This window comes from Neiella litorisoli, from assembly GCF_014773395.1.
GTDB classification, from domain to species: Bacteria; Pseudomonadota; Gammaproteobacteria; order Enterobacterales; family Neiellaceae; genus Neiella; species Neiella litorisoli.
This window is the reverse complement of the sequence record NZ_JACXAF010000012.1, coordinates 61,396-85,411: the sequence shown is the minus strand read 5'-3', so window position 1 is coordinate 85,411 and position 24,016 is coordinate 61,396. Positions and strand designations below refer to the sequence as shown.

Sequence of the window (24,016 nt, the reverse complement as noted above, 5' to 3'; positions counted from 1 at the left end):
AATTAAAGTATTAGTTACTGGCAAGGGAGGGCAACTGGCTTGGGAGCTAGCGCGCACTCAGCCAGAGCACATGGAGTTGGTCGAGCTCGGTATCGAACAACTGGACATCACTAATGCTCAGGCTGTGGAAGAAGCCTTGAAATTACACCGCCCTCAATATGTCATTAATGCTGCGGCTTACACTGCTGTCGACAAGGCCGAATCTGATGCTGAACAGGCTTATTTAGTGAATGAAACTGGGGCAGAAAACCTTTCTCATGCATGTTTGAAAGTTGATGCTCGATTGCTTCATGTGTCAACAGATTTTGTCTTTGCCGGTGACAAAGTTCGGCCTTATCAGCCAGAGGATGAGCCGAGACCCATTAATGTGTATGGCGCTTCTAAACTGGCGGGTGATGAAGCTGTTTCTAAGATAATGAAGGGACACGCACTGATTGTACGAACTGCTTGGGTCTATTCCGCTAACGGCAGCAATTTTGTTAAGACGATGCTGCATTTAATGTCTGAAAGGCCGCAACTTGGTGTTATCTACGATCAAATAGGTACTCCCACTTGGGCTCGAGGTTTGGCTCTTTGGCTTTGGCAAGTTATTGACCAAAAATGGAATTTTGACTCTACCCCCATTTTCCATTGGACTGATGCTGGAGTGGCATCTTGGTATGATTTCGCTATTGCTATTCAAGAGCTGGCAATCGAGAAAGGCTTGCTCAAAATGCCTGTCCCTATTGCCCCTATTGCAACATCGGCATATCCTACGCCCGCGGCTCGCCCCGCATTTAGTGTGATTGATAAAACGTCGGCGGAGTCATTTGCAGAGTTATCGACAGTACATTGGCGTCAACAGCTAAGCAGAATGTTAGACGAGTTAGCGGAACTATAGGAATCTATGAAAGTACAACGATCGTTATTAGTAACCGGTGGAGCAGGGTTTATTGGTGTTAATTTTGTCCACTACTGGCTAAAGCAGCACAGTGAAGACAATGTTGTTGTGCTTGATGCACTGACTTATGCTGGAAACAAGGCAAGTCTCAAATCGATTAGTGATAGCCCTAACTTCAAATTCGTTCATGGTGATATTTGCGATACAGAGTTGGTTGAAAAGCTAATCAAGGAATATGCGATAACGACCTTGGTGCATTTCGCTGCGGAATCTCACGTTGATCGCTCAATCACAGGCCCAGATGCGTTCATCGAAACTAATATCATAGGTACTTATAGTTTGCTCAAAGCCTGTAAGAAAGTCTGGGTTGATGAGCCAAAACAGCAGGGAATTGAGCCGCTTGCACATCGATTTCACCATGTATCAACGGATGAAGTCTATGGTTCACTAGCTCCAAACGATCCACCATTTAAAGAAAGCAACCCTTATGAGCCGAACTCTCCGTATTCGGCAAGTAAAGCAGCTTCTGATCATTTAGTTCGAGCTTACTATCATACTTATGGCTTGCAGGTGACTACGTCAAACTGCTCCAATAACTATGGCCCATATCACTTTCCTGAAAAGCTTATTCCATTGATTATCACCAACATCCTCAATGATAAGCCGCTACCCATTTATGGTGACGGGCAACAAATTCGTGATTGGCTGTATGTGGAAGATCATGCTCGTGGTATCGAACTGGTATTGGATAAGGGAGTTGTTGGCGAGAACTACAATATCGGTGGCCATAATGAGTGGGCAAACATCGATATCGTGAAGCATGTGTGCGGCTTGATGAATCAAGCATTCGCAGATAACAGTGAATTAAGTTCGATATATCCACTTGCCAAATCCGTAGCCGAAGGCAAAGCAGAAAGCCTCATCACCTTTGTCACAGACAGAGCTGGGCACGACCGACGTTATGCAATTGATGCCCACAAAACCAATAAAGAATTAGGGTACCAGCCAGAAGAATCATTTGAGAGTGGCATTGAAAAGACCGTTCTTTGGTACTTGTCTAACCCTAGTTGGTGGCAAAGTATCCTAAATGGAAGTTATCGTGACTAGGCTTCGTTTAGTCATTGAGCTGAGATAACTCAAGTACATTTAAGGTTCCCAAAGTGTCGGCTATTGCCAAGTCAGTTGTGATCCATGTCGGCCCTCCTAAAACGGGTTCCTCGGCGGTACAAAAATGGTTTTGTACCAATGTTGATTGGTTAAAAAAACAGGGTATTTACTACCCCGAACACTGGCTAGACGAGAATGGCATTAGTTGTGGTCATGCTCGTTTATTGTTTGATATCCCAAATAAAAATGAACTAGTTTTTAATGACGACAAGTACAGAGCGTTACTTAAAGAATTTTACGCATCAGGTTGTCATACCCTGTTTCTGTCATCAGAAGCTTACTATTTGCAACTTGGCGTTCTAGCCAACAAGATTCCAAATGCTAGTTTTTTGGGATACATCAGAAACCCACTGGAGCTAATAGAATCCAACTATAATCAAATGATTAAGCGACAGGGGCGCTTAGGACAATTTGTTGTGCCGCAAAAACTTCGAGCGGAGCACTTAGAGATGTTTCTTGGGTTTGCCGAGGAATTTGGTCGCGAACGATTGCTACTCAGGTTTGTAGATAAAAGTAGCTATGTTGGAGGAACGATCGTTTCCGATGTGGCAAGTTTATTGGGGTTCAACGCCACTATCACCGAAGAAGTCATTAATACCTCTTACAGTTTTGAAGCGCTGGAAGTAAAACGTTGGCTAAACCAATACCAACTTGGAGCTTTGGAAGCTCATATCGACAGAGCGCTCCAGCGCTACCAAGGAACAATAGAATACTCACTAGTAAGGCCTGAATATCGCCAAACCTTGATCGTTCAAGCGAAGGAGGGTGTTTACGAGTCGGGGTATAGACTGCCAGTTTGCGACCAACAGTTGCATAACCTCATTAAAAAGATTGAGGAGTACGATTGGGCTCCTTATCATCCTCAAGAGCTGTCAGAAAAAGAATTTGTGTGCATCGCTGACTATTTAGCAAAGGAATTAGAGAGCAAATTTGCACAACTGACATACATTGTTTGTATTAAAAATGCTGCAGCTAGCAAGTCTGTTTGGAAAGAGCTCATTCTGCAACGGTGTCCCAAGGCCAGCCTTATAAAAGTTTTGTTTATGACAACCTTGAGGAGTTGGATAAAACCGAGCAGGCAACTGTTGAGTGCCGTGTTTAATAAACCATCAAAGAATTAGTCAATTAGATATCATCAATGTTTTTTCGAAAAATAGTAAAATCCTTGAGCAAACAACCTGAGTGGCATCTAGGGTTATTTGTTCATCTTCCTAAAACGGCGGGTACAAGCTTCCGCTATGCATTAGAACAGCAGAAGAAAACACTGTCTGATTACGGCCAGTTATCTCCACAAACTGACTCTTTATTACTAGATACTGTCTATGAGGGCGATTTTTGTCAGGCGATCGAACAGATTGAAAAATCTGATGTTGAATGGTTAGCAGGTCATTTTAGTTTGAGGAAGTACTTGAACTTCGTGGATGTTCGCCGAGTAGTTAGTTTTGTTAGAGAGCCGACAGAGCAAGTTATTTCTCATTATTACCACTCCCAAAAGCTTAATGGCTTCGCTGGTTCATTTGAAGAATTTATTCGTACGCCGAAATCGATCAATGTGCAGTCTCGTCACTTAGGAGGCGTTCCGATAGGCCTAATTGGTTACATTGGAATTACCGAGCTGTACGGCGAGTCATTACAGTTGATCAATAGAGGATTGCAACTTCAGTTAAGAAATGTCACCAAAAACGTTTCAGAAGCTCGGACCGACGATCTGCTGCTCTCTGATGGAATTGATCGAGAAGCGATCAAAAAAATCAATCAGCATGATGTGGCATTCTACACAGAAGCTCGCTGGCTGCATCAACAGCGGCTGGCTTTTGCTAAATCGGATAAGCCTTGGACGTATGGAGCCACTCGAATTATCCAAGCTGGACGAGAGAAAGGAACTATTGTTGGCTGCTGTTTTAGCAGTACATCTGAGCAAGCCGTTTCAGTGGATATCTACAAAGACGGTAAACATGAGGCAACGCTCATTGCAAACGAGTTTTATCAGGAATATCCAAAAGCTAATTTTCCTCGTCACCGATACATTGGTTTTCGTTTCAAATCTCCAACTGCTGATTTTGCCGAGAGCCAATATGATGTCTATGTATCAGACACTAAACAGAAATTGAATTTTGAACCCTTGGTCGTGAAATGAGATTAATTTGGCGCACGTTGCTTAAGCTGGCTAAGGCTGTATTGGCTATCACCCCTATTTCGCTTCGAAATACACTCAAAGGCTCTCCCATGCTGGTCCGGCATTACCGGAAAAAGCTTAACCAGCACTACCACGAGTCATTTAAGTTGCATTCCAAATACAAAGAGCAGCTTTATCAAGCTTGGATTAAGCAGCGAGAACCGCAGCTTTGGAGCAAAAAGTCAGTCAGTAGAAAAATCATGCTCGCCGTAGCGATTGATACTTCGGTTGGTGATGCAAGGAAAATCCAGCGAACGGTAGCTTCTCTAGCTAGGGGGCAAACTGAGTGTATAAAGTGTTTCATTTTAACGAACGCAGAGGTGGCTTCTGTGCAACAGGAGCTTAGCGAACTCAATGCTCTAGTGGCTATTGAATACTTAACCAGCTTAAGCGCAGAAAAATTAGAACTGGAAGGTTTTGATTTTGTCACATTGCTTGCCTGTGGTGATGAGCTATCAGAGCGATGCGTATTAGAGCTATCGGTGAAGTCGGCCGTTGAACCTGCTGCGAGCTTGATATACGCGGACGCTGATCGTTTGAATGGTGACAAGCAACGTTGCATGCCATCCTTCTTTCCAGAGTGGAATCCTGATTTTTTCCTATCTGCTAATTACTTCAAACAAAATTGCTTCTGGAACGTTTCAACGCTTAAGCGAGAAGAACATAAAACTTCGATAAATTGGCATAATGCTTTTGCCTTATCTCTGGCTTGTGTGGCTTCTGGGCAGTCAATTAAACACATTGCCAAAGTTTTGTTTCATCGCAATGCTATTGAAGATCCATTGAACGCTAGCCAATACAATGCAGAAATAGAATGGTTGAGGGAGTTCTTAGGCGAACAGATCTCCAAGGTGGAACGCAACGAATTCGCAAATACCTTCAGGGTTTGTTGGTCACTGCCGCAGCAATTGCCGAAAGTTAGCATCATTATTCCTACGCGAAATGCTAAGAGTCTGGTGCAGACCTGTATTGAATCGATTCTAGAAAAAACCGACTACCCCAATTTTGAAATTTTGTTGGTGGATAACCAAAGCGATGAACCGCAATCATTAACTTACTTTGCCGAACTCAATGAGCATCCTTTGATTCGTGTGATCCAGTATCAATATCCATTTAATTATTCAGCAATTAATAACTATGCGGTTAACCATTGTGATGGCGAAGTTATCGCCTTGGTTAACAATGATATTGAGGTTATCAATGACGATTGGCTGACGGAGATGGTATCTCACGCGTTAAGGCCGAATATTGGGGCTGTGGGAGCTAAGTTGTTCTATTCCGACGGAATGATCCAACATGCTGGCGTGATTATTGGTTTCGGAGGCGTCGCAGGGCACGCGCACAAGAACTTTCCTATGAAACATGCGGGCTACCTAGATCGGCTCCAGTCAGTGCAAAACTTTAGCGCGGTCACTGCGGCGTGCCTCGTTGTGAAGCGAACGATTTATGAGCAGGTTGGAGGCCTAAACGAAGACGATTTAACCGTTGCTTTTAATGATGTTGACTTCTGCCTCAAGGTTCAAAAGGCTGGTTATTGGAACCTTTGGACGCCATATGCCCAGTTGTATCATCACGAGAGTGTCTCCCGAGGCACAGATCAAACGGGCGAGAAAAGAAAGCGCTTCATGGCTGAAATTGACTACATGAAGAGTACATGGAAAACGGACAGGTTTAATGATCCAGCCTACAGCCCCCATTTAACACTAAAGCGAGAAGATTTTAGTGTTGCTGAGTCTGAGCCTGTCCGGTAGTTCTACATCGACCATGATCACCAATCGGCACCGTCGGAACTGCCGTATTGGTTAATTCGCTCCCATTGCAATTCATCTGTTAGATTTTCTGCTTCTTCAGGTGAGTTGAGCACGTATGGAATGATCATGATCATTAATTCTGTGCGTCGCGATTCTAATGTGTCATTTCGGAATAGTTTACCGATAGCTGGTAATGTCCCAAGCCCAGGCACTCCGTCTTCGCCATCACTGTTTGTTGACGAGATCAAGCCGCCCAACAGGACCGCTCCACCGTCCCTAAGAGTCACTGTCGTTTCCATCTTACGATTAGTAATGGTTGGTGAATCAATTTCACTAGAGGTCGTGCCAACGGCCTCGCTCAGTTCTTGTCGGACTTCAATGTCAATAAAACCGGAGGCGTGTACTGTCGGTTTAACGTTTAGCAGAACACCTGTATTCCGGTAGCTCACGTTCTGAACAATTGGTGCGTCTGGACTTGTTGTGCTTTGACTGCTGGTGGTAATAATTGGCACCTCGTCACCAACGTCAATAGATGCTTCACCGCCACTTTTGACCATCAATCGCGGGCGAGAACGGATGCTTGAGCGTGTACTGTTGTAGAATAAGTTAATTGCTGCCTTGACATCCGTGCCACTCAGTAGTGAAAAGTTCAGACCGGAGCCTCCTGCGTTAGCGGGCGAGCCAAAACCAAAGTCGAGACCATATTTACCAAGGCTCGCCGAGGCCAACCAGTCGATGCCGCTTTGCTCTGTATCTTTAAGGAGTAACTCAACAAGAATCACCTCAACTAACACCGAGGGAGAGGGTTTGTCCATGCTTTTGATGACAGGCAGCGCTTGCATCCATGATTTGCCACTGCCGCTATAAAGGATGGTATTGAGTTGTTCGTTTACTGCATAACGACCAGCACTGCTTTCCACTTGCACTTGTCTTGATTTATTTTGTGATTCACTGTCTGAATTTTTACCGTCTTTTGACGAGCCGGAATACTGCGCCACGCCTAAGTTGTTTAATATTTCAACGATATGGGTCGCTTGAGTATTCTGAACTTTATAACTGAAAATACCTGACTCGACTCGGTTTTGGTGTTCAGTCTCTAGAGTAGAAGCCCATTCGACGATATGGTCTAGTACATCTGGAGAGCGAGCGAAAATAACTAATTGATCGACAGATTCCAGAGGCAATAAACGTATCGCTGTGGCGCCGTCGCGCTGTCGCACAGAATAACCTTCGGCCTTCAGCACTTTCTCTAAGTTATTCGCCAAGTCGTCAACAGAACTCAAATTCGGTCTGATAATACGGCTATACATGCCTTGCATGCTCGGTTGATCGAGTAGCCGTGTTGCCGCAAGCGCTTGTCGAACTATTCGTGGTAAACCTGAGAATATGAGAGCGTTTCGGTTGACGTCTTCCTTGATCTCTAGCTCTCGCTTCGGGAATAGTTGATTTAACCATCCTCTGACCTGGGGCGTAGATACCGACTTTAACGGATAAAAATGAAAAACCGGTCGGTTCCCTGATGGAATTTCGGGCAGAGTGCTGCCGCTTGCCAACAGAGGAATGCGGCCATCAGCGGCATCTTCGGAGTAGCTGAATGTCAGCACTTCACCTCGCAGAGAGGTCGTTACGCCATATGTCCTGAGCGTTTCTGTCGCGAGTTCGAATAACGAAAGCTGATCAATTTGAGTTGAGATTCGGAGGGTTACAAAATCAGAGGCATTTTTGATATTGGGCTCAACAATAAAATTAAGCCCGAGCTGATTACCATAAACTTCGTTAATAAATGTGCCGATGGGCATGTTGTTGAAAGTTAGGCGACTGACTGATTTTTCTCCAAGCGTTGGAACAATCGCTTCCTTCGCCTGCTCTGCAGCTTCTTCAACGGATAACGTTGGGGTATTAAATACCTGAATAGTGCTTTGCTCTTCCGCCTCCGTACCTTGGATAATGGTGCCTTCCCCTCCGGCTTCATACTTTGGTTCACGCAGCTTTTGGCTGAAGACTTTTTCATCACTTTTGGCCGCCTGAAAAGCCGGCCCCCGAGTTGACTCACAACCAGACAAAAGTGAGGCTGTAGTCGCGATAATTATTGCGGTACGAACGAGCGAATTACCTTTTGCTGCAGAGTTCATTAACATGAAACTATATGCCCTAAATCTAATTACCCGTCGGTCCGGGATGATTGAAATAATGTTTGAGTGATTGATCGTTGCTCCGTAGAGTTATGCCAAACAACTCTATCGGTCTCAATATGTTGTATGCTCCAGCCGTCTAGCCATCCTTCTCCAAGGCCAAGTTGAATCGGAGCAATGGTATCGCTATTAGCCGGAAAAATGAGTATGGATGCAGGCGAGTCTACGACGATTCCTACTAGTTTACCGTCTAAGATACTCACCGATTTGTCCGCTACTGTCACACTGGTCGTTGGTATGGCAGTTTCGCTAACTGGAGGTTGAAACTGAGCTACCGAAGCCAATAAATCTTGCCAGTCTATAGGCTCTGAAGAGGTGCCAATGGTCAAATCATAGTCTTTAGCGTCCGCAGTCTCATTACTCCAGTGAAGATGAGCAGGAATGCTAAGAGCGACTGTTAAGAGTAATAACAATGCCAGCGTAAGCGCCAATTTCTTATTCATCGGGCGCTCCTCCGGTGCTGGTTTCTTTGCGGTATATAATGTCGACGACCAGATTGATCGAATTAGAAGCTTTGGGACTGTACTGCAATGATACCAACCGAGCATCTTTGTGCGTGCGATCAATAAACTTCATAAAATCGATGACGCGTTCATTGGGGAGTTGCCCTGTGACGTTGATTCGCACTTGCCACAGGCTAACGGCTCCGAAAGTCAAAGGTTCAGAGCCGATCAGGTTTAGTCTAGCCCGAGCTAAAAATGGCTTAATATTGGCATCCGCTCTGGTCAAAGCCTGAGCTTCTGCTGTGCTCGATGACGATGCAGAGGGAAGTACTTTTAGCCAATCTTCATGATGGCTTTGCAGTGCACTGATTGTCTCTTCATCAATTTCATTTTGACTAGTCGCTTCAAGTCTTGAGACCAATTTGAGTTGAGTTGCGACTTCTGCCGATTGTGCAGCTGTCGCATCGCCAGCAGCTTTGATTGCCGATATGAGTAAAATTGCTAGCACGGCAAGCGACAACCATTGAAGTCGAATATTCGCAGCAAACTCGATATACGCATTGGATTGTTTAATTCGGTCAACTAGCATTATTTTACTCCGACCTCCACTATCCAAACGCCACTTGTGCTGCCCGGTCGAATTGATGCATTGGCGATGACAGAGCTGTTTTCTAAGTTAGAAACCACTTGTGTAATGTCTAAACTATTTGCTTTAAATTCAATACTCAGTCGCTTGTTTTGCCATTGCACAACATCAACTACCCAGTCGCCTTGTTGATTGATGATTGATGCCACAACGGCAAATGCTTCAGGAAATACACCATATTCCATACGCCAGCGACTTAGTCCGGCAATTGCGCTTTGCTGACTTTGTAACTCCATTTGCTGGGTAAGCTTGTCGCCCAATTCGAGTTCGATTTGGGCGGAGCGCTCGTTAGCCAATATCGATTGAAAACTAAGGGCCGTATAGCCAACTGCTAACCAAAGTAGGCAGATAAAAGCAACAACAGAACAAGTGAGAGCCCAGAAAACTGGTTTGGCAATAAGTTGCTCAAATGGATGGTTAATTGCCCAAGGCGCTTGCGTATTGATCGCGGTAGGTGATGCGCCCAATTCCTGTTGGCTAGCAATAGATAGGCATTCAACCATTGAGCCGTTGAGCCATCGCTGCTTATAGAGTTGTTCATTTCCGTGAAGGACGTGTGTTCCGTCGGGCATAGCTTGCTGGCACGCCGTTTCTGGAATTCCTTGAAATGGCGAAGGCGATACCCAAATGGCAACGCCAGATTTAGCTAAATAGCTATAACTGTGTCCATTATGATAGGGGTTAAGTCGTTGAGCCTGCAAAGCAGCCCACTGTTGTAATGCATCGCCTTTGAGCCCAATTGGGTAAGGTTTGTAACAGTAATAGCAACGGCTCGAACAGTCTGCTTCTTGTTGCTCTGGCCATAACCATAGACTTACACGTTGACTCAATCGCTGCCAGATGCCCGCCAAGTTTTCCTTCGCTGCGAACGACATAATAACAATCAAACAAATTAACCAATGGCGTACTATACCCCAAGTCCCACACAAATTTAATGCCCCATAGAACTTTGCCGTGGCATGGTTTTTTGGGGTCTGGTAATCTTGGGCCGCAGCTTTACAGATGGGGCTATAGAGATTCGATTGACGACAAAATTTTACCTAGAGAGCAAACGATTCGAACAAGAATTGGCCGAGTTATTGGTAGCAGCTGAAGGATTGGATTCTGCTGCAGTGGCGAGTGCACGTTCCTCTGCCGAGGATTTGGACATCACTCTAGCCGCGGCTTTGCTACGACTAGGTCTTTGTGGTGAAGATCGTTTATTCGAGCTGATTGCAAATGTCACCGGCTGGCATCTCATTAATCAAGCAAACAAATGCCCTCAAGCTCATCAGATCCTAGCTGCCTGCAATTGTTTAGGGTTGAGCGTTGACTGGTGTATTGATCATAATGTTTTCCCCGCTTTAGTCGATGAACAATTTGAACTGTACCTTAACGAACCGCTTGCCTCGTTTGCGCTCGAGGCAGTTTACGCACTGGTACCCTTTGATGCGACGGTGCACTTTTTGTTGACGCCAGCGATGGCGGCCATGGTTGCCGACGACATCAGCCGAGAACGGGCGGTTAGCGAACTGTTCGGCCAAGGCAGCAAAGATCTTGCGGCGCTCGCAGAAGAAGCACCTGTGATCAATTTGGTTAATAGTATTGTTGAGCGTGCGGTACAGGCTGATTCTTCCGATATTCACATTGAAAGTAACGAGCACAACATGGTTGTTCGGTTTCGCGTGGATGGCCGTATGCGCGAGTTTATGCAGCAACCATCAGCGAGGTTTGCTGCAGTAGCTTCTCGGATCAAATTGTTATCGCAGTTAGATATTGCAGAGCGGCGGTTACCTCAAGATGGCCGTTTTACAACTCGAGTCGCTGGGAAAGCTTATGATGTTCGAGTTTCTACTGCTCCAAGCGTTCACGGCGAGTCCATTGTTTTGCGTTTGTTGCCGAAACAACGCGATGAGTTGTCGATCGATTCGCTCGGGTTTGAACCTGATCATCTTGCGCTGATGCGAGAGTGGGGCCAGCTGAGTAACGGCATTGTGTTGGTGACTGGTCCGACGGGGTCAGGTAAATCAACTACCTTGTATGGCTTGCTGGCCGATGTTAATTCCGGTGAAGAAAAAATTGTTACGGTGGAAGATCCTGTCGAATTTCAACTTGATGGCATTACTCAAGTGCAAGCTCGGCCTGATATTGGGTACACCTTTGCCAAGGCGTTGCGTACTTTTTTGCGTCAAGATCCAGACATTATTATGGTCGGTGAGATCCGTGACAAAGAAACGGCAGACATTGCGGTTCAATCTTCGCTTACCGGTCACCTAGTTTTGTCCACCTTGCACACCAATGATGCTTGTTCGGTTTTTCCTCGCCTGACAGATATTGGTGTGGAGCCTTTTATGGTTGCCGCAACGATTCAAGGGGTACAGGCTCAGCGTCTCGTGAGAAAATTATGTCCTCATTGCAGCGAGCCAACAGAGCAACCGGAGCTGCCGGAATTGAATGTGCAGTTGCAACACAGTGATTGGCGCAAGCCCGTTGGATGTCATCATTGCCATGGTCGCGGGTATCGAGGCCGAATGGGAATATACGAACTGGTGCCGGTTGACTCAGAACTTCGCCAATGTATTACCAGTGGCGCGACATTGTCTGAAATTCGGCAAAAAGCGCGCCAACAAGGCTATCGAGCTTTACTGGATGATGGCATTGTGAAAGCATCCCGTGGCATTACAACGGTCGAAGAAGTATTGCGTGTATGTGTCGACGAAGACAGTAACTGATGAAATTCTCTTACAAAGGTGTTGAAGAAGCGTCAAACCAAGTGGTTGAGGGTGAACTTGACGCAGTTAGTCAACAAGAAGCGATGCGTGTGCTTGCAGAGAGACGAATTGAAGTTTTTCAGTTGCAGCAAGCGCAACAGTACGCCCAAAAGGGGCGTAAAGTAAAAACCGCAGATTTAGTGTTGCCACTGCAAGAATTGGCAACCCTTACTAGCTCTGGGGTGACTTTAATTGATGCTATTAAAGCACTGAGCAACAATGATGAACACCCACAAATGGCAAAGGGTTTCGCAGTCATAGCAAGCCATATCGAAAGTGGGGAATCTTTTTCTGCTGCTATTGTCGAATCAGGACTGCCTTTTCCGGTTTATGTTGGCCACTTGGTGAGTGCCGGAGAGCTAGGAGGGGAGCTTGCTCAGGCATTACAAAAAGCGGCACAACAGCTGGAATATGAGCAAAGTGTAAAAGGCGATATGCGGAGTGCCTTGACCTATCCGTTGGTCCTTATTGGCTCGGGAATTGCGGCAATGCTCATTATCTTTTTTGCCGTTGTGCCGAAATTCAGCCACATGCTTGATGATGGCAAGGAATTGCCTGCCTTAGCATGGGCGGTGTTATCTGCTGGCAAAACAGTCAATCAATCGCCGTTGTTGGTGGCGACTGTTATCGCCGCGGCTCTGCTTACCATTATCGCCATTTTTTTGAATCAATCCGTTCAACGAAAGTTAATGGATACCGCAATCGAAATGCCGGTAATTGGACCTTGGCTGGCAGAACAAGATGCGGCGCGCTGGGCATCTTTATGTGCAGCGATGTTGTTGGCTAGAGTTAATTTGGTCAGTGCATTGAGACTGGCGGCGCAAAGCTGCGAATTTTCCAAGCGCCGCAAACGTGCCGACACTATGGTGCTGGATGTTGAATCGGGAGTTAGCTTCACAGAGGCATTAACCCGCTCGCAACTCGTTCCAGAAACGTCGTTGAATTTAGTCGCCGTTGGCGATAAAACGGGCCAATTAGCGGATATGTTAAACGCTGTAGCCAAACTTCACGATACCGCTTGTAAGCGCAGAATGAAGCAAGTTCTCACCCTGATGGAGCCGATTGCCATTCTGATTGTGGGGATCATGATCGGCGTGATGATTTTAGGTATTGTCCTGGCGATTACGGCATCTACCGATATCGCCATTTAATCCAGAATATTTGTAATCAATGCTATTGGCAGAGCATGTTACGTCTCTGCGATCAATAGCAGGAACAAGGTAAAAGAAACAATGAATAAACGTAAACAGCATGGTTTTACCATGATCGAATTATTGGTCGTGCTGGTCATCTTAGGCTTGCTCGCCGGATTAGTGGGGCCTCAGTTTTTTGGCAAGGTAGATAGCTCTAAAGTGAGAACAGCGGAAACCCAAGTCAAAATGCTAAAAATGGCATTACAAACCTACCGGCTCGATGTTGGTAGCTATCCGAAATCGCTTGATGCATTGCGCAAAGCGCCTGAAGAAGCTGGAGACTTTTGGGATGGCCCTTATTTGGATGAAAAGTTGCCGCTAGACCCATGGAATAATGAATATCAGTATCGTCGCGACGGTAAGGCTGATCAGGGTTTCTATTTATACAGTTTTGGCGCAGATGGCCTCGAAGGTGGTGAAGGTTTAAACGCTGACGTGGGTTATGTGCCAGCGAGCTAAAGACTGTGGTTTTACCATGATCGAGTTGCTCGTCACATTGGTGTTGCTCGGTCTGATTGCCGCTGTTGTTGCGCCAGGACTTGAATCATGGTTAAAAGCACGAGAGGCCGCAGCTGTTCGCTCTGGGTTGGCAAGTGAATTAGCCATGCTTCCGGTCAAAGCGAGTCAGTTTTCCCAGCCGATTGTCATTGAGTCGGTTGCGCAGTTATCGCTGGATAATGTCAATTTAGTTTTTCATCAGCCGGTCGTGGTGTTGGCCAATGGTTATTGTCTCGGCGGTAAAGCAGAGTTGCAATTCGATGACCGTCGTTACCCCTTTGACGTTACTGAGCCTTTCTGTGAAGTACAGTATGCGCAACCATAACGCCTTTGTGAGCCGTGGCTTTTCGCTGATAGAAGCGATGGTTGCGTTGGTCGTATTGTCACTTGTATTCACCGCCATCTGGAACTGGATGGGCGTTGCTGCCAATAGTACTCAGCGCATCGAACAAACTCTCGCAATGCCGGAACTATTTGAGCAATTCATTGCCCACATGGAATTAGAAAATCTGCAAACTACTAGAGAAGGGGAATTCGACATTGGCGATTACCGGCTTGTGTGGCAGGCAACTGAAGCAAGGCGCTCGGATCAGGAATATTATCGTCGGCAACCATTTTGGTTGGTTGTTTTGTTTGACGTAAACGTTGAAGTTAGCCAAGCCGATCGAGTGGTAGCGCGCTTTGACACTCAAATAGTTCGCTATTGGGAAGACCCGAACTTTTTCGACCCAATGGAAATGTTCAACAAATTCTGACCAATCAAAGGCGCACAATGCTTTTTTCGATGACAAATACGCATTTATACAAAAGTGTTGTCAAAGGCTTTACCTTAATGGAAATGCTGGTAGTGCTGGTAATACTCGGGCTGACAACGACGTTGTTATCTGGAGCATTGAATACAACATGGAAAAGCTTTGAACGGCTAAGTTCAAGGGATTTAACCGTTTCGGCTGGAATGCTTGGTCTTAAATGGTTTCGCCAAAGTGTTAAGGGGGCAACGCTTTATCACCCTGAGGAATCCTTTTTCTCCGGTAATGCAGTGCGTATTGAGTTTATCTCACAGAATGTTCCTAACAACCCGCAGGGGACGCCAATCGGAATTAGCTGGTTTTTTGAACCAGCTCCTATTGGTGGTTGGCAATTGTATTATCAAACTGAGCAATTGACTCAACCAATCGTTGTGGCACATTTTGAGTTTCAGCCAGAATTTTCTTATTTCAGCGGAGGTCAGTGGCATCGCCAATATAACCCAACGAATGGCTCTTTACCCAAAGCCATCCAGATTAAAGAAGGGCAAAAGCAACTATTAGCCGTGATAGGTCGACCAGAAAAGGCTGACGTTCCACCAGAGCTTGCTAGGTTTGGTGTTTATGAGTTCTAGGCATGTTAGATATCAGGCTAACTCAGCTGAGAAAGGTGCTGCATTAGTTGTTGTACTCATCGTAACAACCATTCTTGTGCTAATGATGGGCTACATCAGCAAGATATTAGAGCGCCGGATCGAACTTGCTCAACGAGCCAACACTCAGCTTTATGCTGCCGCAGCCATTCACGCAAAAGCTAATGAATTGACTTATTTATTGGCTACTCAGCGCCGAAGTGCCGCAGGGATAAGTTTGGGCAGCAATCAGGAGAGGCTCATTCGTGACGGTGATGGTCTTTGGCTGTTTCCATATGTTGGAGATGAATTACGATTGGATGGTTTCTACTATCAAGCGGAATACCAACCTAGCTCTGACATTGATGATGGTGAGCGAAAGCTTATGCTCTCATTTGCGCTACAAGACATGGCGGGGTTGCTTCCGCTTAATACTTCAGATCCATTCTGGTTAAAGCGCTGGCTTCAATCGCAATATGTGACGTTAAGCATGCAATCTGCGCTCATAGATCAGCTTGCCGATTATGCTGACCCAGATGACTGGCAGCGGCCTGCTGGTGCTGAGCGCAACACTTATATAAAAGAAGATAAACCACCAGCAAAGAATTTTTTGTTGCAATCCGTTGCTGAGCTTCATCATGTTCCCGCATGGGCTAAGTATTTGAACGAGCAACCTGCTGCGTTAACCCGATTTAGCTTAAGACGCTCGCCAACGCTTAACCTCAATGCTGTTCCGCATGACCTTTGGCTGCAACTCTGGCCTCAAAGTGCGGACAAATTAAAATTATCCCGAGCTGAGCAGCGTTGGTTTTACAGTGATGACCAAGCCTTAACCTTAGAGCCTTCCTTACTGACCATTGCTGATGAATACATGGGGTTACGACCAAGTCGAATGATTCGATTCATCGTTGAAGCCGCGGGGCAGAGCGTACAACAACGAATTCGCATTGGCGTAGCAAGGAATATCCCATATCAAAGCTATATGGAAACAAGTGTGGGCAGGGAGGAAACAACGGTCAACGTGTCTCCTGAGTAGAAAACGCTAAAGCAAGTGGGGAGTTTTGTGATGTAGAGCATGTTTGCATCGTTACAGGCTCGTGTCGAAGTTTTTAGTCGTTATTTTGAATGCGCCTTCTTTTGCCCGTTTCCATGGTTATTTAAAGAAATAGGATGCTTTAAAATAGGCGCCTCAGGTTAACTATTTGTTTTTAAATGTAATATCTTTCGACCTTTGCTAAGTCTGCTGAGTTGTAGAGGTTATTCGACTGGTGACATTTTTTTGACGCAGAGTGAGCGTTTGTCTGTTTTGTAATCAAACTGATGCGTTAATTTTAGTCAAACTAGTTATTTTTTTTAAATCAACTACAAAACGGCGCAATTGAAGGGTAAATAAGTGTTGCTTCATTCAATATGCTGTTGTAGTTTTACCTACGGTTCATGGTGACGATCACTATTAGTGCAGTACAACTGCTACTAGGGGGGATGCACTGCACGAATGGACGAACCAATCAAATTTGAAAATTACTCTTGCAGGAGTTTTACATGTTTAATAAAAAAGTTTTAGCCGCTGCTCTGGCAGTAGCTTTCTCACACAGTGCGATCGCTGTCGACCTAGACGCCGATACAGGTACGCTTGTTATTGCTAACGAAGGTATTCCAGCCGATTACGAAGGCTTAGGTGTTAACGTTGGTAGTGCCGGCTTGGATGGTTTGTTGGATATCGACTTTAAAGCTGGTTTCTCTATTACGGCTGGCACTTCAAAGTACGTTCGCATTGACTTGGCGGGCGGTACATTTGGTCCTTCAAATACGGTTGCCTTGACAAGCACTAACACTGCTTCAGCAGTGGTTTCTACCGGCGGCCTAGACGGTGAGACAAGCGTTGTTATCGAAGTAACTGCGAATGGTACTGGTATCGACCAAATTGAAGTGTTGACTGTTGCTGCTACAGACTTCAATCTGAATACTTCTGGTAATACTACCGTTGTTTATCGACTTTACGACAATGCATCTGATGCTGTTACAGGTGATGATGCTGATGCATTGGCTACATCATCTGGTGTTCTGGCTACTTACGCTTCTGCGGCAAGCGGCGATTTGATGGTAGATCCTATGGACATCACTGCTACCATCGCTTCAGAGTTTTCTCGCTTCGATTATGATGCAGGCACGCCAGCAAATACGCCTAACATGGCTTCTGATTCATTAGGGCAGTTGGGTGCTGTTAATCCTTCTTCGTATGTGTCGACTTCTCCGCAGACTTATTCTGTTAATTTGACTGGTGACTATACTGCACTATCTAATGCATCTGACCTGTTGGGTGCAACTGCCGTTCTGAACATCGAAGGTATTTTCCCTACTGCGAATCCAGATGCTAGTCAAGCTGAGTTTACTTTAAATTCAGCTGCTGATTGTGCAGTTGGTACCACTCTGGGCCCAATTGTTGATGCTGACCAAGATGGTGTTAGCGATGATATCGCTGTAGCAGCGGCCGCTTACGGCGTTACTCATTACCTTTGTGTAGATGCTGCAGATGTTGACCCCAACGATGACGAATCTGTTGCTAAGTCAACGTATAAAGCTACGTTGACCGGTGTTTCTGGTGCCGTTGTTATGGGTGATTTTGGAGCAATCGTTTACGATACAACCAGCGTGAGCGTTCCTTACCTGACAACTTACTCAGAGTACAACCAACGTGTATACCTGATTAACGACAGTAACGCAGAGGTTGCATACTCTACTAGCTTCCAATCTGAAGCTGGGGTAACAGCAACTCCTAAAACTGCATCAGCTGGTACCATTCCAGCTAATACTGTACTTTCTTTGAAAGCATCAGATATGGTTGAGTTAACCGGTAAAACTCGTACTGCTGCTGTCATCGAGCTTGAGGCTGTATCAGAAAGCGTTCGCGTAGTCACACAGAACATTAACTTGTCTGACGGTACTACTGACACAACAGTTTTGCATGACGGTGTCAATAATGCTCTTCTACCTTAATCGATAGGGTACTTTGAGCTTATCAAGCCCCCTCTTGGGGGCTTTTTTATGTGAACAGTTGCGTGGCGACAGAACACCACGGGTAAACCCGTGGATGAATGAGTCCGGCCGACTGTATGCTGCAGATATGGAAATCAGGATCTCATCACATGGTATTTACCTCCTTCAATACCACATAGTTTGGGTAACGAAATACAGACGACGGATACTGAAGCCTTTTGTGGTGGAGTATCTTCGCAAAGTGTTACCGAATCAAATCCGAAGTATGCCCAGCGTCACGATCGAGCAGATGGGCTTCGACGATGATCATATGCATATGTTGATGATCATCCCTCCACGTTATTTGTTATCAGAGTTAATTTGCCAACTAAAAGCCCAATCTGCGTCGCACATGCGCAAGGCGTTTAAATGGCTCTCCATAAAAGTGTATTGGAAAGAGAATGTCATATGGTGGCCGAGCAACTTCTTGAGTAGCGTAGGCTTAGACGAGGTGATGATACTCCGATAAGGTGAGTATCAAGGTCGAAAGGCTTCAAAACAACTCCAAATGGAACTGTGTCAGTAAGTCCCCCCCCACTTTGACTAGGGGAATCTATGGTGCTGCCAAAATCTCTAAATTGATTAGTGCAAGTAAGAACAAAAAGGAGGGAGCATGAACTCAAGAACCTTATTGATAGTATTTTTTGACAGCTTTATACTGGGGAAGCAAAGTCAATTTGGAGCCTTTTTCTTTCCTTAATTCTCATTCCCACAAGTATGCTATCCAGCGGCTAGTGTTGCTAGTACGATCTCAACAGGCAATTGATATCGCGAGTGCATCAGATACTCTAAACATCAAGGCAGGTTTTACTATTTCAAACAATACCCAGTATGCCCGTGTTGATTTTGACAATGCTATTCTAAACAACTCATTAGCAGCTACAGGGTTCACCACTACTCCACCGGTTGTTTCAACGCTCATGACGGGATGGGCTGTAGGAGATAGCTACGCAGTGATTGAAGAACGTGCGTCAACAATCCAGCCTAAAACTAGTGAATTCGTATTACCTGTAACGTCGCTGCGTTGGCTTGATGTAAACCATCCTATCCTCCTGCAGCATAGACTATTTTCTGCTGTTTCCGATGCGATTATTGAAGATGAACTACCCTCTGTGGTCCAAGAAGTTATTTTTGCAGAAAAACTTGACCCATTAAGAGAAAGCTTTGCGCGTTATTTTACCCACCAAGCAGCATTTTCTAATAAGTTTAAGTCATTTAAACCAACAATAAGAGCGCCCCAGTCGTTTGAATTGGGCGATGCAACTGAGTTGCTGGCATCGTTAGGTAAATTTTCTCCTGAGCAATTGTTAGCGCCGGATGTGCGCGAGCCGACGACGTCCGAGGTCATTACTGACTTTCGTGATATCTTCCCTAGTGCAAACTTTACTACAAAAACCGCTGTTATAGCGGGTGATTTTTCTGCACAAGCAACCGTCTTGAATGAGGGTGAAGATTGCCTTGGGGGAAATTTGCATTGGGTAGTGCTGAAAGCAATGCGGTTAATGTGAGTGTCGATACGCTACTCGCTTATCCAGTGCTTTGTGTTGAGCTAGATGGTGAAACAACAGTTATTAAGCGAAGCAGATACGTTCTCGACCTTAATTTGGGCTTGGAGCCACAGGTTTTAGGAGTTATTCAGTATGATGCTGCCTTTGTGAACATTCCTCACTTAACAAATTTTAGCAAATACCGACAGAGGATTTTCATGGTGAACAATAGCGGATTTGACATTCCCTACACGACAACGTTTATCGCAGAAGAAGCTGTAAAAGGCTATTATGAGCCTAGACTGGCTGATTCTGGAGTTATTCCTGCTGGGCAGACCGTCAAGATAACGAGTGATGAACTGCTGAGTATAGCCGATGGAGTGCCGACTAGAATTTCGGCGAGAATGTACTTTGATGCCAAGCTAGATGATGTTTCTGCAGCAGTCCAAATTTTTAGCGTTGATAGCACTGAACCTCCTGTCACCAATATTATTGAGCTAAAAAAACTTTAGTATGGCTAGTTCCAAATTGCTCCTAACCGGTATTCCCCGCTCGGGCACAACCCTGAGTTGCAAGTTGCTCAACGAACGCTCCGATGTGGTTGCTTTGCATGAACCCATTAATCCGCAGTTAATCGCCACAGATGCCTCGGCTCAGCAGGCTGTGGATTACATTCGCTCGCGGATAGATTTTTTCGACCAATCAATCGTGAGTGGCACACCGTTTTCCCATGGCGACAAAGGGGGGCTGGGCGTTGATAATCCCGTTGGCCAAACTGTTCGAGATGGGGTCAGAGCAGTGCGCTCTGTTCGTGGTGAAATTCAGCTGCCAGCAAGACCGAGCAAAAGCTTTAGTCTGGTGGTGAAGCAAAATGCATTGTTTACCGCGTTACTACCGCAATTGCTTAAACACTATCAAGTAGTAACCATCGTCCGAAATCCAATTGATGTCTTGCTGTCATGGATGACTGTAGATCTGCCAGTAAACACAGGCCATATTCCGGCTGGAGAGCGCTTCGCTCCAGAGCTAGCAAGTGAATTAGCTGCAGAGAGTGACGTACTTCAGCGTCAGCTAATAATCTATCAGTGGTTTAGTGAACAATTTGCTACGCATGATGTTCCGACGGTGCGCTATGAAGATTTGATCGAGACATCGGGCACTGCGCTAGACCGCGCTTTGGGGCTACGAGTGATAGAGCGCGCTTCTCTAGCGCCACCACCTCGCAAATATCCTGCCGAAGTAGTCGGGCGCTTGGTAGCCGTCAAACAGCAGCTATTCAAGTCACTTCCCAATGCTAATTACTCACAAGTTGAAATCGAAAATGCGTTAAATCAAGCCCAGCAAAAAATCGCTGAAAAGTAGCTTTTTCCAACCTTTTCAGGGGGCCTTGTTAGCCCTTTAATTAGCGCTGTGATAGCATTGCCAGCTACTAAAATCATTCCCAAAAGTTCACGTTGTGAAGACTGAACAAAAGCCTGACGAATAAACATTGGGGGCCTCTTGTTAAAGCAAGTTTTACGCAAAATTTCTCGGCGTTTTCGAACCAGTAAACCCGTTACAATTGATTCCATTATCGCCACTGCAAGTGGTTTTGAAGTGGCCGGCTGGTACGACACTGCACAAGTGTCGTCTGTGAGCTTAATAGATATCTCTGGCAAGGATGTAGAAGCTGAAATTGAATCGGTCGCACGTCCTGACGTTATCCAAGCGACAGGTAAACATGGACAAGGCTTCCATATATTGTCTGCGGCAGGTAACGATCTCTCTCAGTTCCATTTAAGCATCGAGCTAACCAATGGTAAACGGACGTCTGTCGCATTGTCGGGGGCGACGGCTGCCGTGGCTCAACGACTTGATTTCTCGCCGACAGAAGATGTCCATGACGGCTTGGTCGGTAAGCTTGAGTTTGCAGTCTATACCGATAAACACGTATTTGTGTCGGGTTGGCTGCTCGATAATAACTCGATTGACAGTATTGCCATATCCGACTCAAGCGGCAAAGCGCTCACAGCAAAAGCTACTATTCTTCGCTATGGACGAAAAGACGTTGCAGATGCTTTCAAGGGCACCTTAGGGGTTAGTTCCGCAGGACTTGCTGTGCTGTTTGAGCTGGAACAACCTGGTGAAATTCCCGCTAAATTGTATGTCGACCTCAATGTTGATGATGTCACCCATCGGATAAAAGTTGCAGATGTGTTTAATGGCGTAAGTGACCCCCTTACCAGTATTAAGCGCGTGCTGGGTCCTTGGAAACCGGGGAACCGAAATCACTTGCTAAAAGCGGATGAGTTGATTCTTCCGGTATTGTATGAGTTATTTCCAGCCGATAAATTGGCGAAAGCTCAGTCGATTCAATTTGGTCATATTCCAGCCTCTCCAAAAGCTTCGGTGATTATTCCTTTGTATGGCCGAATCGACTTTATGCGATTTCAGTTGTCGAATTTTAATCGGCACAAGTCGTTAGATGACTATGACATTATTTATGTGTTGGACGATCCGAGTCTTCGTGGCAAAGCACTGAGACTTGCAAAGGAAATGCACAAGATTCTGGGTATCTCCTTTCGCTTGCTGCTGCTCTCCGAAAATATGGGCTTCGGTAAAGCCAATAATATTGGCGTTGCCCATGCAAAATCAGACAACTTAATTTTGCTAAATTCCGACATTTTGCCTAGCGATAGTAGTTGGGCTGATGAGCTTATTACTGTCCTAAATGACAAATCAGATGCAGGCTTAGTCGGTGCTAGATTGCTGTTTGAAGATGGCTCAATGCAGCATGACGGTATGGTGCCGATGCATGTCTCTGAGTATCCGGGGCTCCTATTTAACGATCATCCAGGTAAAGGTTGGCCCGTGACCTTGTCTCCTCACAAAGCAGAATTGGCAGAGTGTCCGCTTGTCACTGCCGCCTGTGTAGCGATTAAGACATCCTTATATAACGAGCTTGGTGGCTTCGATCCGGCCTACGTGTTGGGCGATTTCGAGGATTCTGATCTGTGCCTAAAGGCCATTAAGGCTGGAAAGGTCAATTACATTCGTCGTGATACTGTCCTTTATCACCTTGAACGTCAAAGTCAAAACCTCGTTGAGGCAGGCGATTGGAAGCACAAAGTGACATTGCTCAATGCAATTACATTTAATAACCGCTGGGCCGACAATTTGGCTGAATTGTTTTCTTTGGGAAAGGAAGTTAACCGATGAAAAAAGTATTGTTTATTTCTCACGGTCACCCAGAGCTTAGCAAAGGCGGTGCAGAAGTCGCGAGTTGGAATTTGTTTAAAGCCTTGCAGGAACAAGGCTGTGAGTGTTTGTACGTTGCTCGTACGGGAGATAGTTCTCACGGTGGCTCTACGTTTTCTGCAAGAGCCGATGATCAAGTGATGCTCCATACTCAAATGGGGGATTGGTTTACTCTTTCAGCTGGCAATGTAAAGCACTTGTTTGATGACCTCGGTGCTTTGGTAAAGCAATTTTCGCCGGATGTTATTCATATTCATCACTATGCCCACATGGGGATAGAGATATTGCCGGCATTGCGCCAAGCCGCCCCAGAAGCAAAAATTGTTTTTACATTGCACGAGTTTATGGCGATTTGCATGCACAATGGCCAAATGGTTAAGAAGCGCAGTTTAAAACTATGCTACAAAGCCACTCCTGCCGATTGTCATGATTGTTTTCCTCAGCATTCTCCCGGCGACTTTTTCTTGCGCCACAGTTATTTGTTGGATCAATTCGCGCATGTTGACTGCTTTATTTCTCCCAGTCAGTTCTTGGCCGAGCGCTATATTGAATGGGGTATTGAGCGACATAAAATGAATGTTATCGAAAATGTGCTTCCCGACTTTCATGCTGTTGCTCCGAGGCCTTTAGCGGAGGGTGGCAAGCGCAGTAAATTTGCATTTTTCGGACAAGTTAATCCTTACAAAGGTATTGATGTATTGCTTGAAGCCTTTCTAAGGTTGCCGGATGAGACTCGAGCCCAAGTGAGCCTCGATATTCATGGCGCGAACCTAGATAAGCAGACTGGTGATTTGCAAGAGAAAGTTGCTAGTTTGCTCGAACAACTCAGAGGTACGGTGAGCATGCGTGGTGCTTACGAGCCTCATCAGCTACCGAGCCTCCTTGCTGAGTGTGATTGGGTTATCATTCCGTCAATATGGTGGGAAAACTCCCCTGTAGTGATTCAGGAAGCGATTGCTCATGGGCGGCCATTGATCGGCTCCAATATTGGTGGCATGAAAGAAAAAATAGAGGGTAAAGCTGGACTTACCTTTGATGCTCGAAGCTCATCATCATTGGCTCATGCCATCGAACAAGCAATGGAACCACATTGTTTTGACCATTGGCAAACTCAGTTAGAGCCGCCGTTTGATAGCTTGGCAAAGCAAATCAATGTCCTCGACAGCCTTTTTCTAGATTAAT

At 45.6% G+C, this 24,016-nt stretch carries 23 protein-coding genes; 19 read left to right on the top strand and 4 right to left on the bottom strand.

Features of this window, described 5'->3' with window-relative positions:
- Position 1: 1 nt before the first annotated feature.
- Genes rfbD through IC617_RS10275 form a run of 5 tightly spaced genes read left to right on the top strand, consistent with a single transcriptional unit; the run spans position 2 to position 5,974 of the window.
- Positions 2 to 880: a dTDP-4-dehydrorhamnose reductase gene (rfbD, locus tag IC617_RS10295; RefSeq protein ID WP_191144963.1), complete on the top strand. Its 879-nt coding sequence runs from the start codon at positions 2 to 4 to the stop codon at positions 878 to 880.
- Positions 881 to 886: 6 nt separating this feature from the next.
- Positions 887 to 1,987, top strand: coding sequence for a dTDP-glucose 4,6-dehydratase (gene rfbB / locus IC617_RS10290; RefSeq protein ID WP_191144911.1), 1,101 nt, complete (start codon positions 887 to 889; stop codon positions 1,985 to 1,987).
- Positions 1,988 to 2,040: 53 nt separating this feature from the next.
- Positions 2,041 to 3,168, top strand: a complete 1,128-nt coding sequence (locus IC617_RS10285) for a hypothetical protein (RefSeq protein WP_191144910.1) — start codon at positions 2,041 to 2,043, stop codon at positions 3,166 to 3,168.
- Between the two features lie 44 nt (positions 3,169 to 3,212).
- Positions 3,213 to 4,184, top strand: a complete 972-nt coding sequence (locus IC617_RS10280) for a hypothetical protein (RefSeq protein WP_191144909.1) — start codon at positions 3,213 to 3,215, stop codon at positions 4,182 to 4,184.
- On the top strand, positions 4,181 to 5,974 hold the full coding sequence (locus IC617_RS10275; protein ID WP_224745927.1) for a glycosyltransferase family 2 protein: 1,794 nt from the start codon (positions 4,181 to 4,183) through the stop codon (positions 5,972 to 5,974). Before IC617_RS10280 ends, IC617_RS10275 begins: the two co-directional genes overlap by 4 nt.
- Positions 5,975 to 5,991: 17 nt before the next feature.
- Here IC617_RS10275 and IC617_RS10270 read toward each other — a convergent pair whose 3' ends face one another.
- From IC617_RS10270 to IC617_RS10255, 4 genes are read right to left on the bottom strand one after another with little or no spacing between them, the layout of a single operon-like run.
- Positions 5,992 to 8,112 carry a secretin GspD/PilQ domain-containing protein gene (locus tag IC617_RS10270; RefSeq protein WP_224745926.1) on the bottom strand — a complete coding sequence of 707 codons (2,121 nt, stop codon included), beginning with the start codon at positions 8,110 to 8,112 and terminating at the stop codon, positions 5,992 to 5,994.
- 23 nt (positions 8,113 to 8,135) lie between these two features.
- Positions 8,136 to 8,609: a hypothetical protein gene (locus IC617_RS10265; RefSeq protein WP_191144908.1), complete on the bottom strand. Its 474-nt coding sequence runs from the start codon at positions 8,607 to 8,609 to the stop codon at positions 8,136 to 8,138.
- A complete protein-coding gene (locus IC617_RS10260; protein ID WP_191144907.1) occupies positions 8,602 to 9,198 on the bottom strand; it encodes a hypothetical protein in 597 nt (198 codons plus the stop codon). Before IC617_RS10260 ends, IC617_RS10265 begins: the two co-directional genes overlap by 8 nt.
- Complete coding sequence (locus tag IC617_RS10255) at positions 9,198 to 10,130, bottom strand: hypothetical protein (RefSeq protein ID WP_191144906.1); 933 nt, start codon at positions 10,128 to 10,130, stop codon at positions 9,198 to 9,200. The genes IC617_RS10260 and IC617_RS10255 overlap by 1 nt, the downstream gene beginning before the upstream one ends.
- 147 nt (positions 10,131 to 10,277) lie before the next feature.
- Between IC617_RS10255 and IC617_RS10250 the strand changes: the two genes are divergently transcribed.
- The 14 genes from IC617_RS10250 (at position 10,278) to IC617_RS10185 (ending at position 24,015) form a co-directional block, all read left to right on the top strand.
- Complete coding sequence (locus IC617_RS10250) at positions 10,278 to 11,966, top strand: GspE/PulE family protein (RefSeq protein WP_224745925.1); 1,689 nt, start codon at positions 10,278 to 10,280, stop codon at positions 11,964 to 11,966.
- Entirely contained in the window at positions 11,966 to 13,156 is a 1,191-nt protein-coding gene (locus IC617_RS10245; protein ID WP_191144904.1) for a type II secretion system F family protein, read from the top strand. Before IC617_RS10250 ends, IC617_RS10245 begins: the two co-directional genes overlap by 1 nt.
- Positions 13,157 to 13,237: 81 nt before the next feature.
- Entirely contained in the window at positions 13,238 to 13,657 is a 420-nt protein-coding gene (gspG, locus tag IC617_RS10240; protein WP_191144903.1) for a type II secretion system major pseudopilin GspG, read from the top strand.
- Positions 13,641 to 14,021, top strand: coding sequence for a prepilin-type N-terminal cleavage/methylation domain-containing protein (locus tag IC617_RS10235; RefSeq protein ID WP_224745924.1), 381 nt, complete (start codon positions 13,641 to 13,643; stop codon positions 14,019 to 14,021). The genes gspG and IC617_RS10235 overlap by 17 nt, the downstream gene beginning before the upstream one ends.
- Complete coding sequence (locus IC617_RS10230; protein ID WP_191144901.1) at positions 13,996 to 14,451, top strand: PulJ/GspJ family protein; 456 nt, start codon at positions 13,996 to 13,998, stop codon at positions 14,449 to 14,451. The genes IC617_RS10235 and IC617_RS10230 overlap by 26 nt, the downstream gene beginning before the upstream one ends.
- Before the next feature lie 17 nt (positions 14,452 to 14,468).
- A complete protein-coding gene (locus IC617_RS10225) occupies positions 14,469 to 15,077 on the top strand; it encodes a PulJ/GspJ family protein (RefSeq protein WP_191144900.1) in 609 nt (202 codons plus the stop codon).
- A complete protein-coding gene (locus IC617_RS10220; protein ID WP_191144899.1) occupies positions 15,067 to 16,110 on the top strand; it encodes a type II secretion system protein GspK in 1,044 nt (347 codons plus the stop codon). The genes IC617_RS10225 and IC617_RS10220 overlap by 11 nt, the downstream gene beginning before the upstream one ends.
- 506 nt (positions 16,111 to 16,616) lie before the next feature.
- Positions 16,617 to 18,071 carry a hypothetical protein gene (locus IC617_RS10215; RefSeq protein WP_191144898.1) on the top strand — a complete coding sequence of 485 codons (1,455 nt, stop codon included), beginning with the start codon at positions 16,617 to 16,619 and terminating at the stop codon, positions 18,069 to 18,071.
- A 94-nt stretch (positions 18,072 to 18,165) separates the two neighbouring features.
- Entirely contained in the window at positions 18,166 to 18,579 is a 414-nt protein-coding gene (gene tnpA / locus IC617_RS19070; RefSeq protein ID WP_369410391.1) for an IS200/IS605 family transposase, read from the top strand.
- A gap of 175 nt (positions 18,580 to 18,754) precedes the next feature.
- Positions 18,755 to 19,618: a hypothetical protein gene (locus IC617_RS10205; RefSeq protein ID WP_191144896.1), complete on the top strand. Its 864-nt coding sequence runs from the start codon at positions 18,755 to 18,757 to the stop codon at positions 19,616 to 19,618.
- A complete protein-coding gene (locus tag IC617_RS10200; protein WP_191144895.1) occupies positions 19,585 to 20,109 on the top strand; it encodes a hypothetical protein in 525 nt (174 codons plus the stop codon). The genes IC617_RS10205 and IC617_RS10200 overlap by 34 nt, the downstream gene beginning before the upstream one ends.
- A gap of 1 nt (position 20,110) precedes the next feature.
- A complete protein-coding gene (locus tag IC617_RS10195) occupies positions 20,111 to 20,959 on the top strand; it encodes a sulfotransferase (RefSeq protein WP_191144894.1) in 849 nt (282 codons plus the stop codon).
- Positions 20,960 to 21,097: 138 nt separating this feature from the next.
- On the top strand, positions 21,098 to 22,795 hold the full coding sequence (locus tag IC617_RS10190; protein ID WP_191144893.1) for a glycosyltransferase family 2 protein: 1,698 nt from the start codon (positions 21,098 to 21,100) through the stop codon (positions 22,793 to 22,795).
- Complete coding sequence (locus tag IC617_RS10185) at positions 22,792 to 24,015, top strand: glycosyltransferase family 4 protein (protein ID WP_191144892.1); 1,224 nt, start codon at positions 22,792 to 22,794, stop codon at positions 24,013 to 24,015. The genes IC617_RS10190 and IC617_RS10185 overlap by 4 nt, the downstream gene beginning before the upstream one ends.
- Position 24,016 lies beyond the last annotated feature (1 nt).

Coding starts and splice junctions, on each gene's coding strand:
- IC617_RS10235 (WP_224745924.1), top strand. CDS start 13,641: ATGTGCCAGCGAGCTAAAGACTGTGGTTTTACCATGATCGAGTTGCTC.
- IC617_RS10260 (WP_191144907.1), bottom strand. CDS start 9,198: ATGCTAGTTGACCGAATTAAACAATCCAATGCGTATATCGAGTTTGCT.
- IC617_RS10270 (WP_224745926.1), bottom strand. CDS start 8,112: ATGTTAATGAACTCTGCAGCAAAAGGTAATTCGCTCGTTCGTACCGCA.
- IC617_RS10185 (WP_191144892.1), top strand. CDS start 22,792: ATGAAAAAAGTATTGTTTATTTCTCACGGTCACCCAGAGCTTAGCAAA.
- IC617_RS10195 (WP_191144894.1), top strand. CDS start 20,111: ATGGCTAGTTCCAAATTGCTCCTAACCGGTATTCCCCGCTCGGGCACA.
- IC617_RS10275 (WP_224745927.1), top strand. CDS start 4,181: ATGAGATTAATTTGGCGCACGTTGCTTAAGCTGGCTAAGGCTGTATTG.
- IC617_RS10245 (WP_191144904.1), top strand. CDS start 11,966: ATGAAATTCTCTTACAAAGGTGTTGAAGAAGCGTCAAACCAAGTGGTT.
- gspG (WP_191144903.1), top strand. CDS start 13,238: ATGAATAAACGTAAACAGCATGGTTTTACCATGATCGAATTATTGGTC.
- IC617_RS10220 (WP_191144899.1), top strand. CDS start 15,067: ATGAGTTCTAGGCATGTTAGATATCAGGCTAACTCAGCTGAGAAAGGT.
- IC617_RS10265 (WP_191144908.1), bottom strand. CDS start 8,609: ATGAATAAGAAATTGGCGCTTACGCTGGCATTGTTATTACTCTTAACA.
- IC617_RS10215 (WP_191144898.1), top strand. CDS start 16,617: ATGTTTAATAAAAAAGTTTTAGCCGCTGCTCTGGCAGTAGCTTTCTCA.
- IC617_RS10225 (WP_191144900.1), top strand. CDS start 14,469: ATGCTTTTTTCGATGACAAATACGCATTTATACAAAAGTGTTGTCAAA.
- tnpA (WP_369410391.1), top strand. CDS start 18,166: ATGAATGAGTCCGGCCGACTGTATGCTGCAGATATGGAAATCAGGATC.
- rfbB (WP_191144911.1), top strand. CDS start 887: ATGAAAGTACAACGATCGTTATTAGTAACCGGTGGAGCAGGGTTTATT.
- IC617_RS10255 (WP_191144906.1), bottom strand. CDS start 10,130: ATGTCGTTCGCAGCGAAGGAAAACTTGGCGGGCATCTGGCAGCGATTG.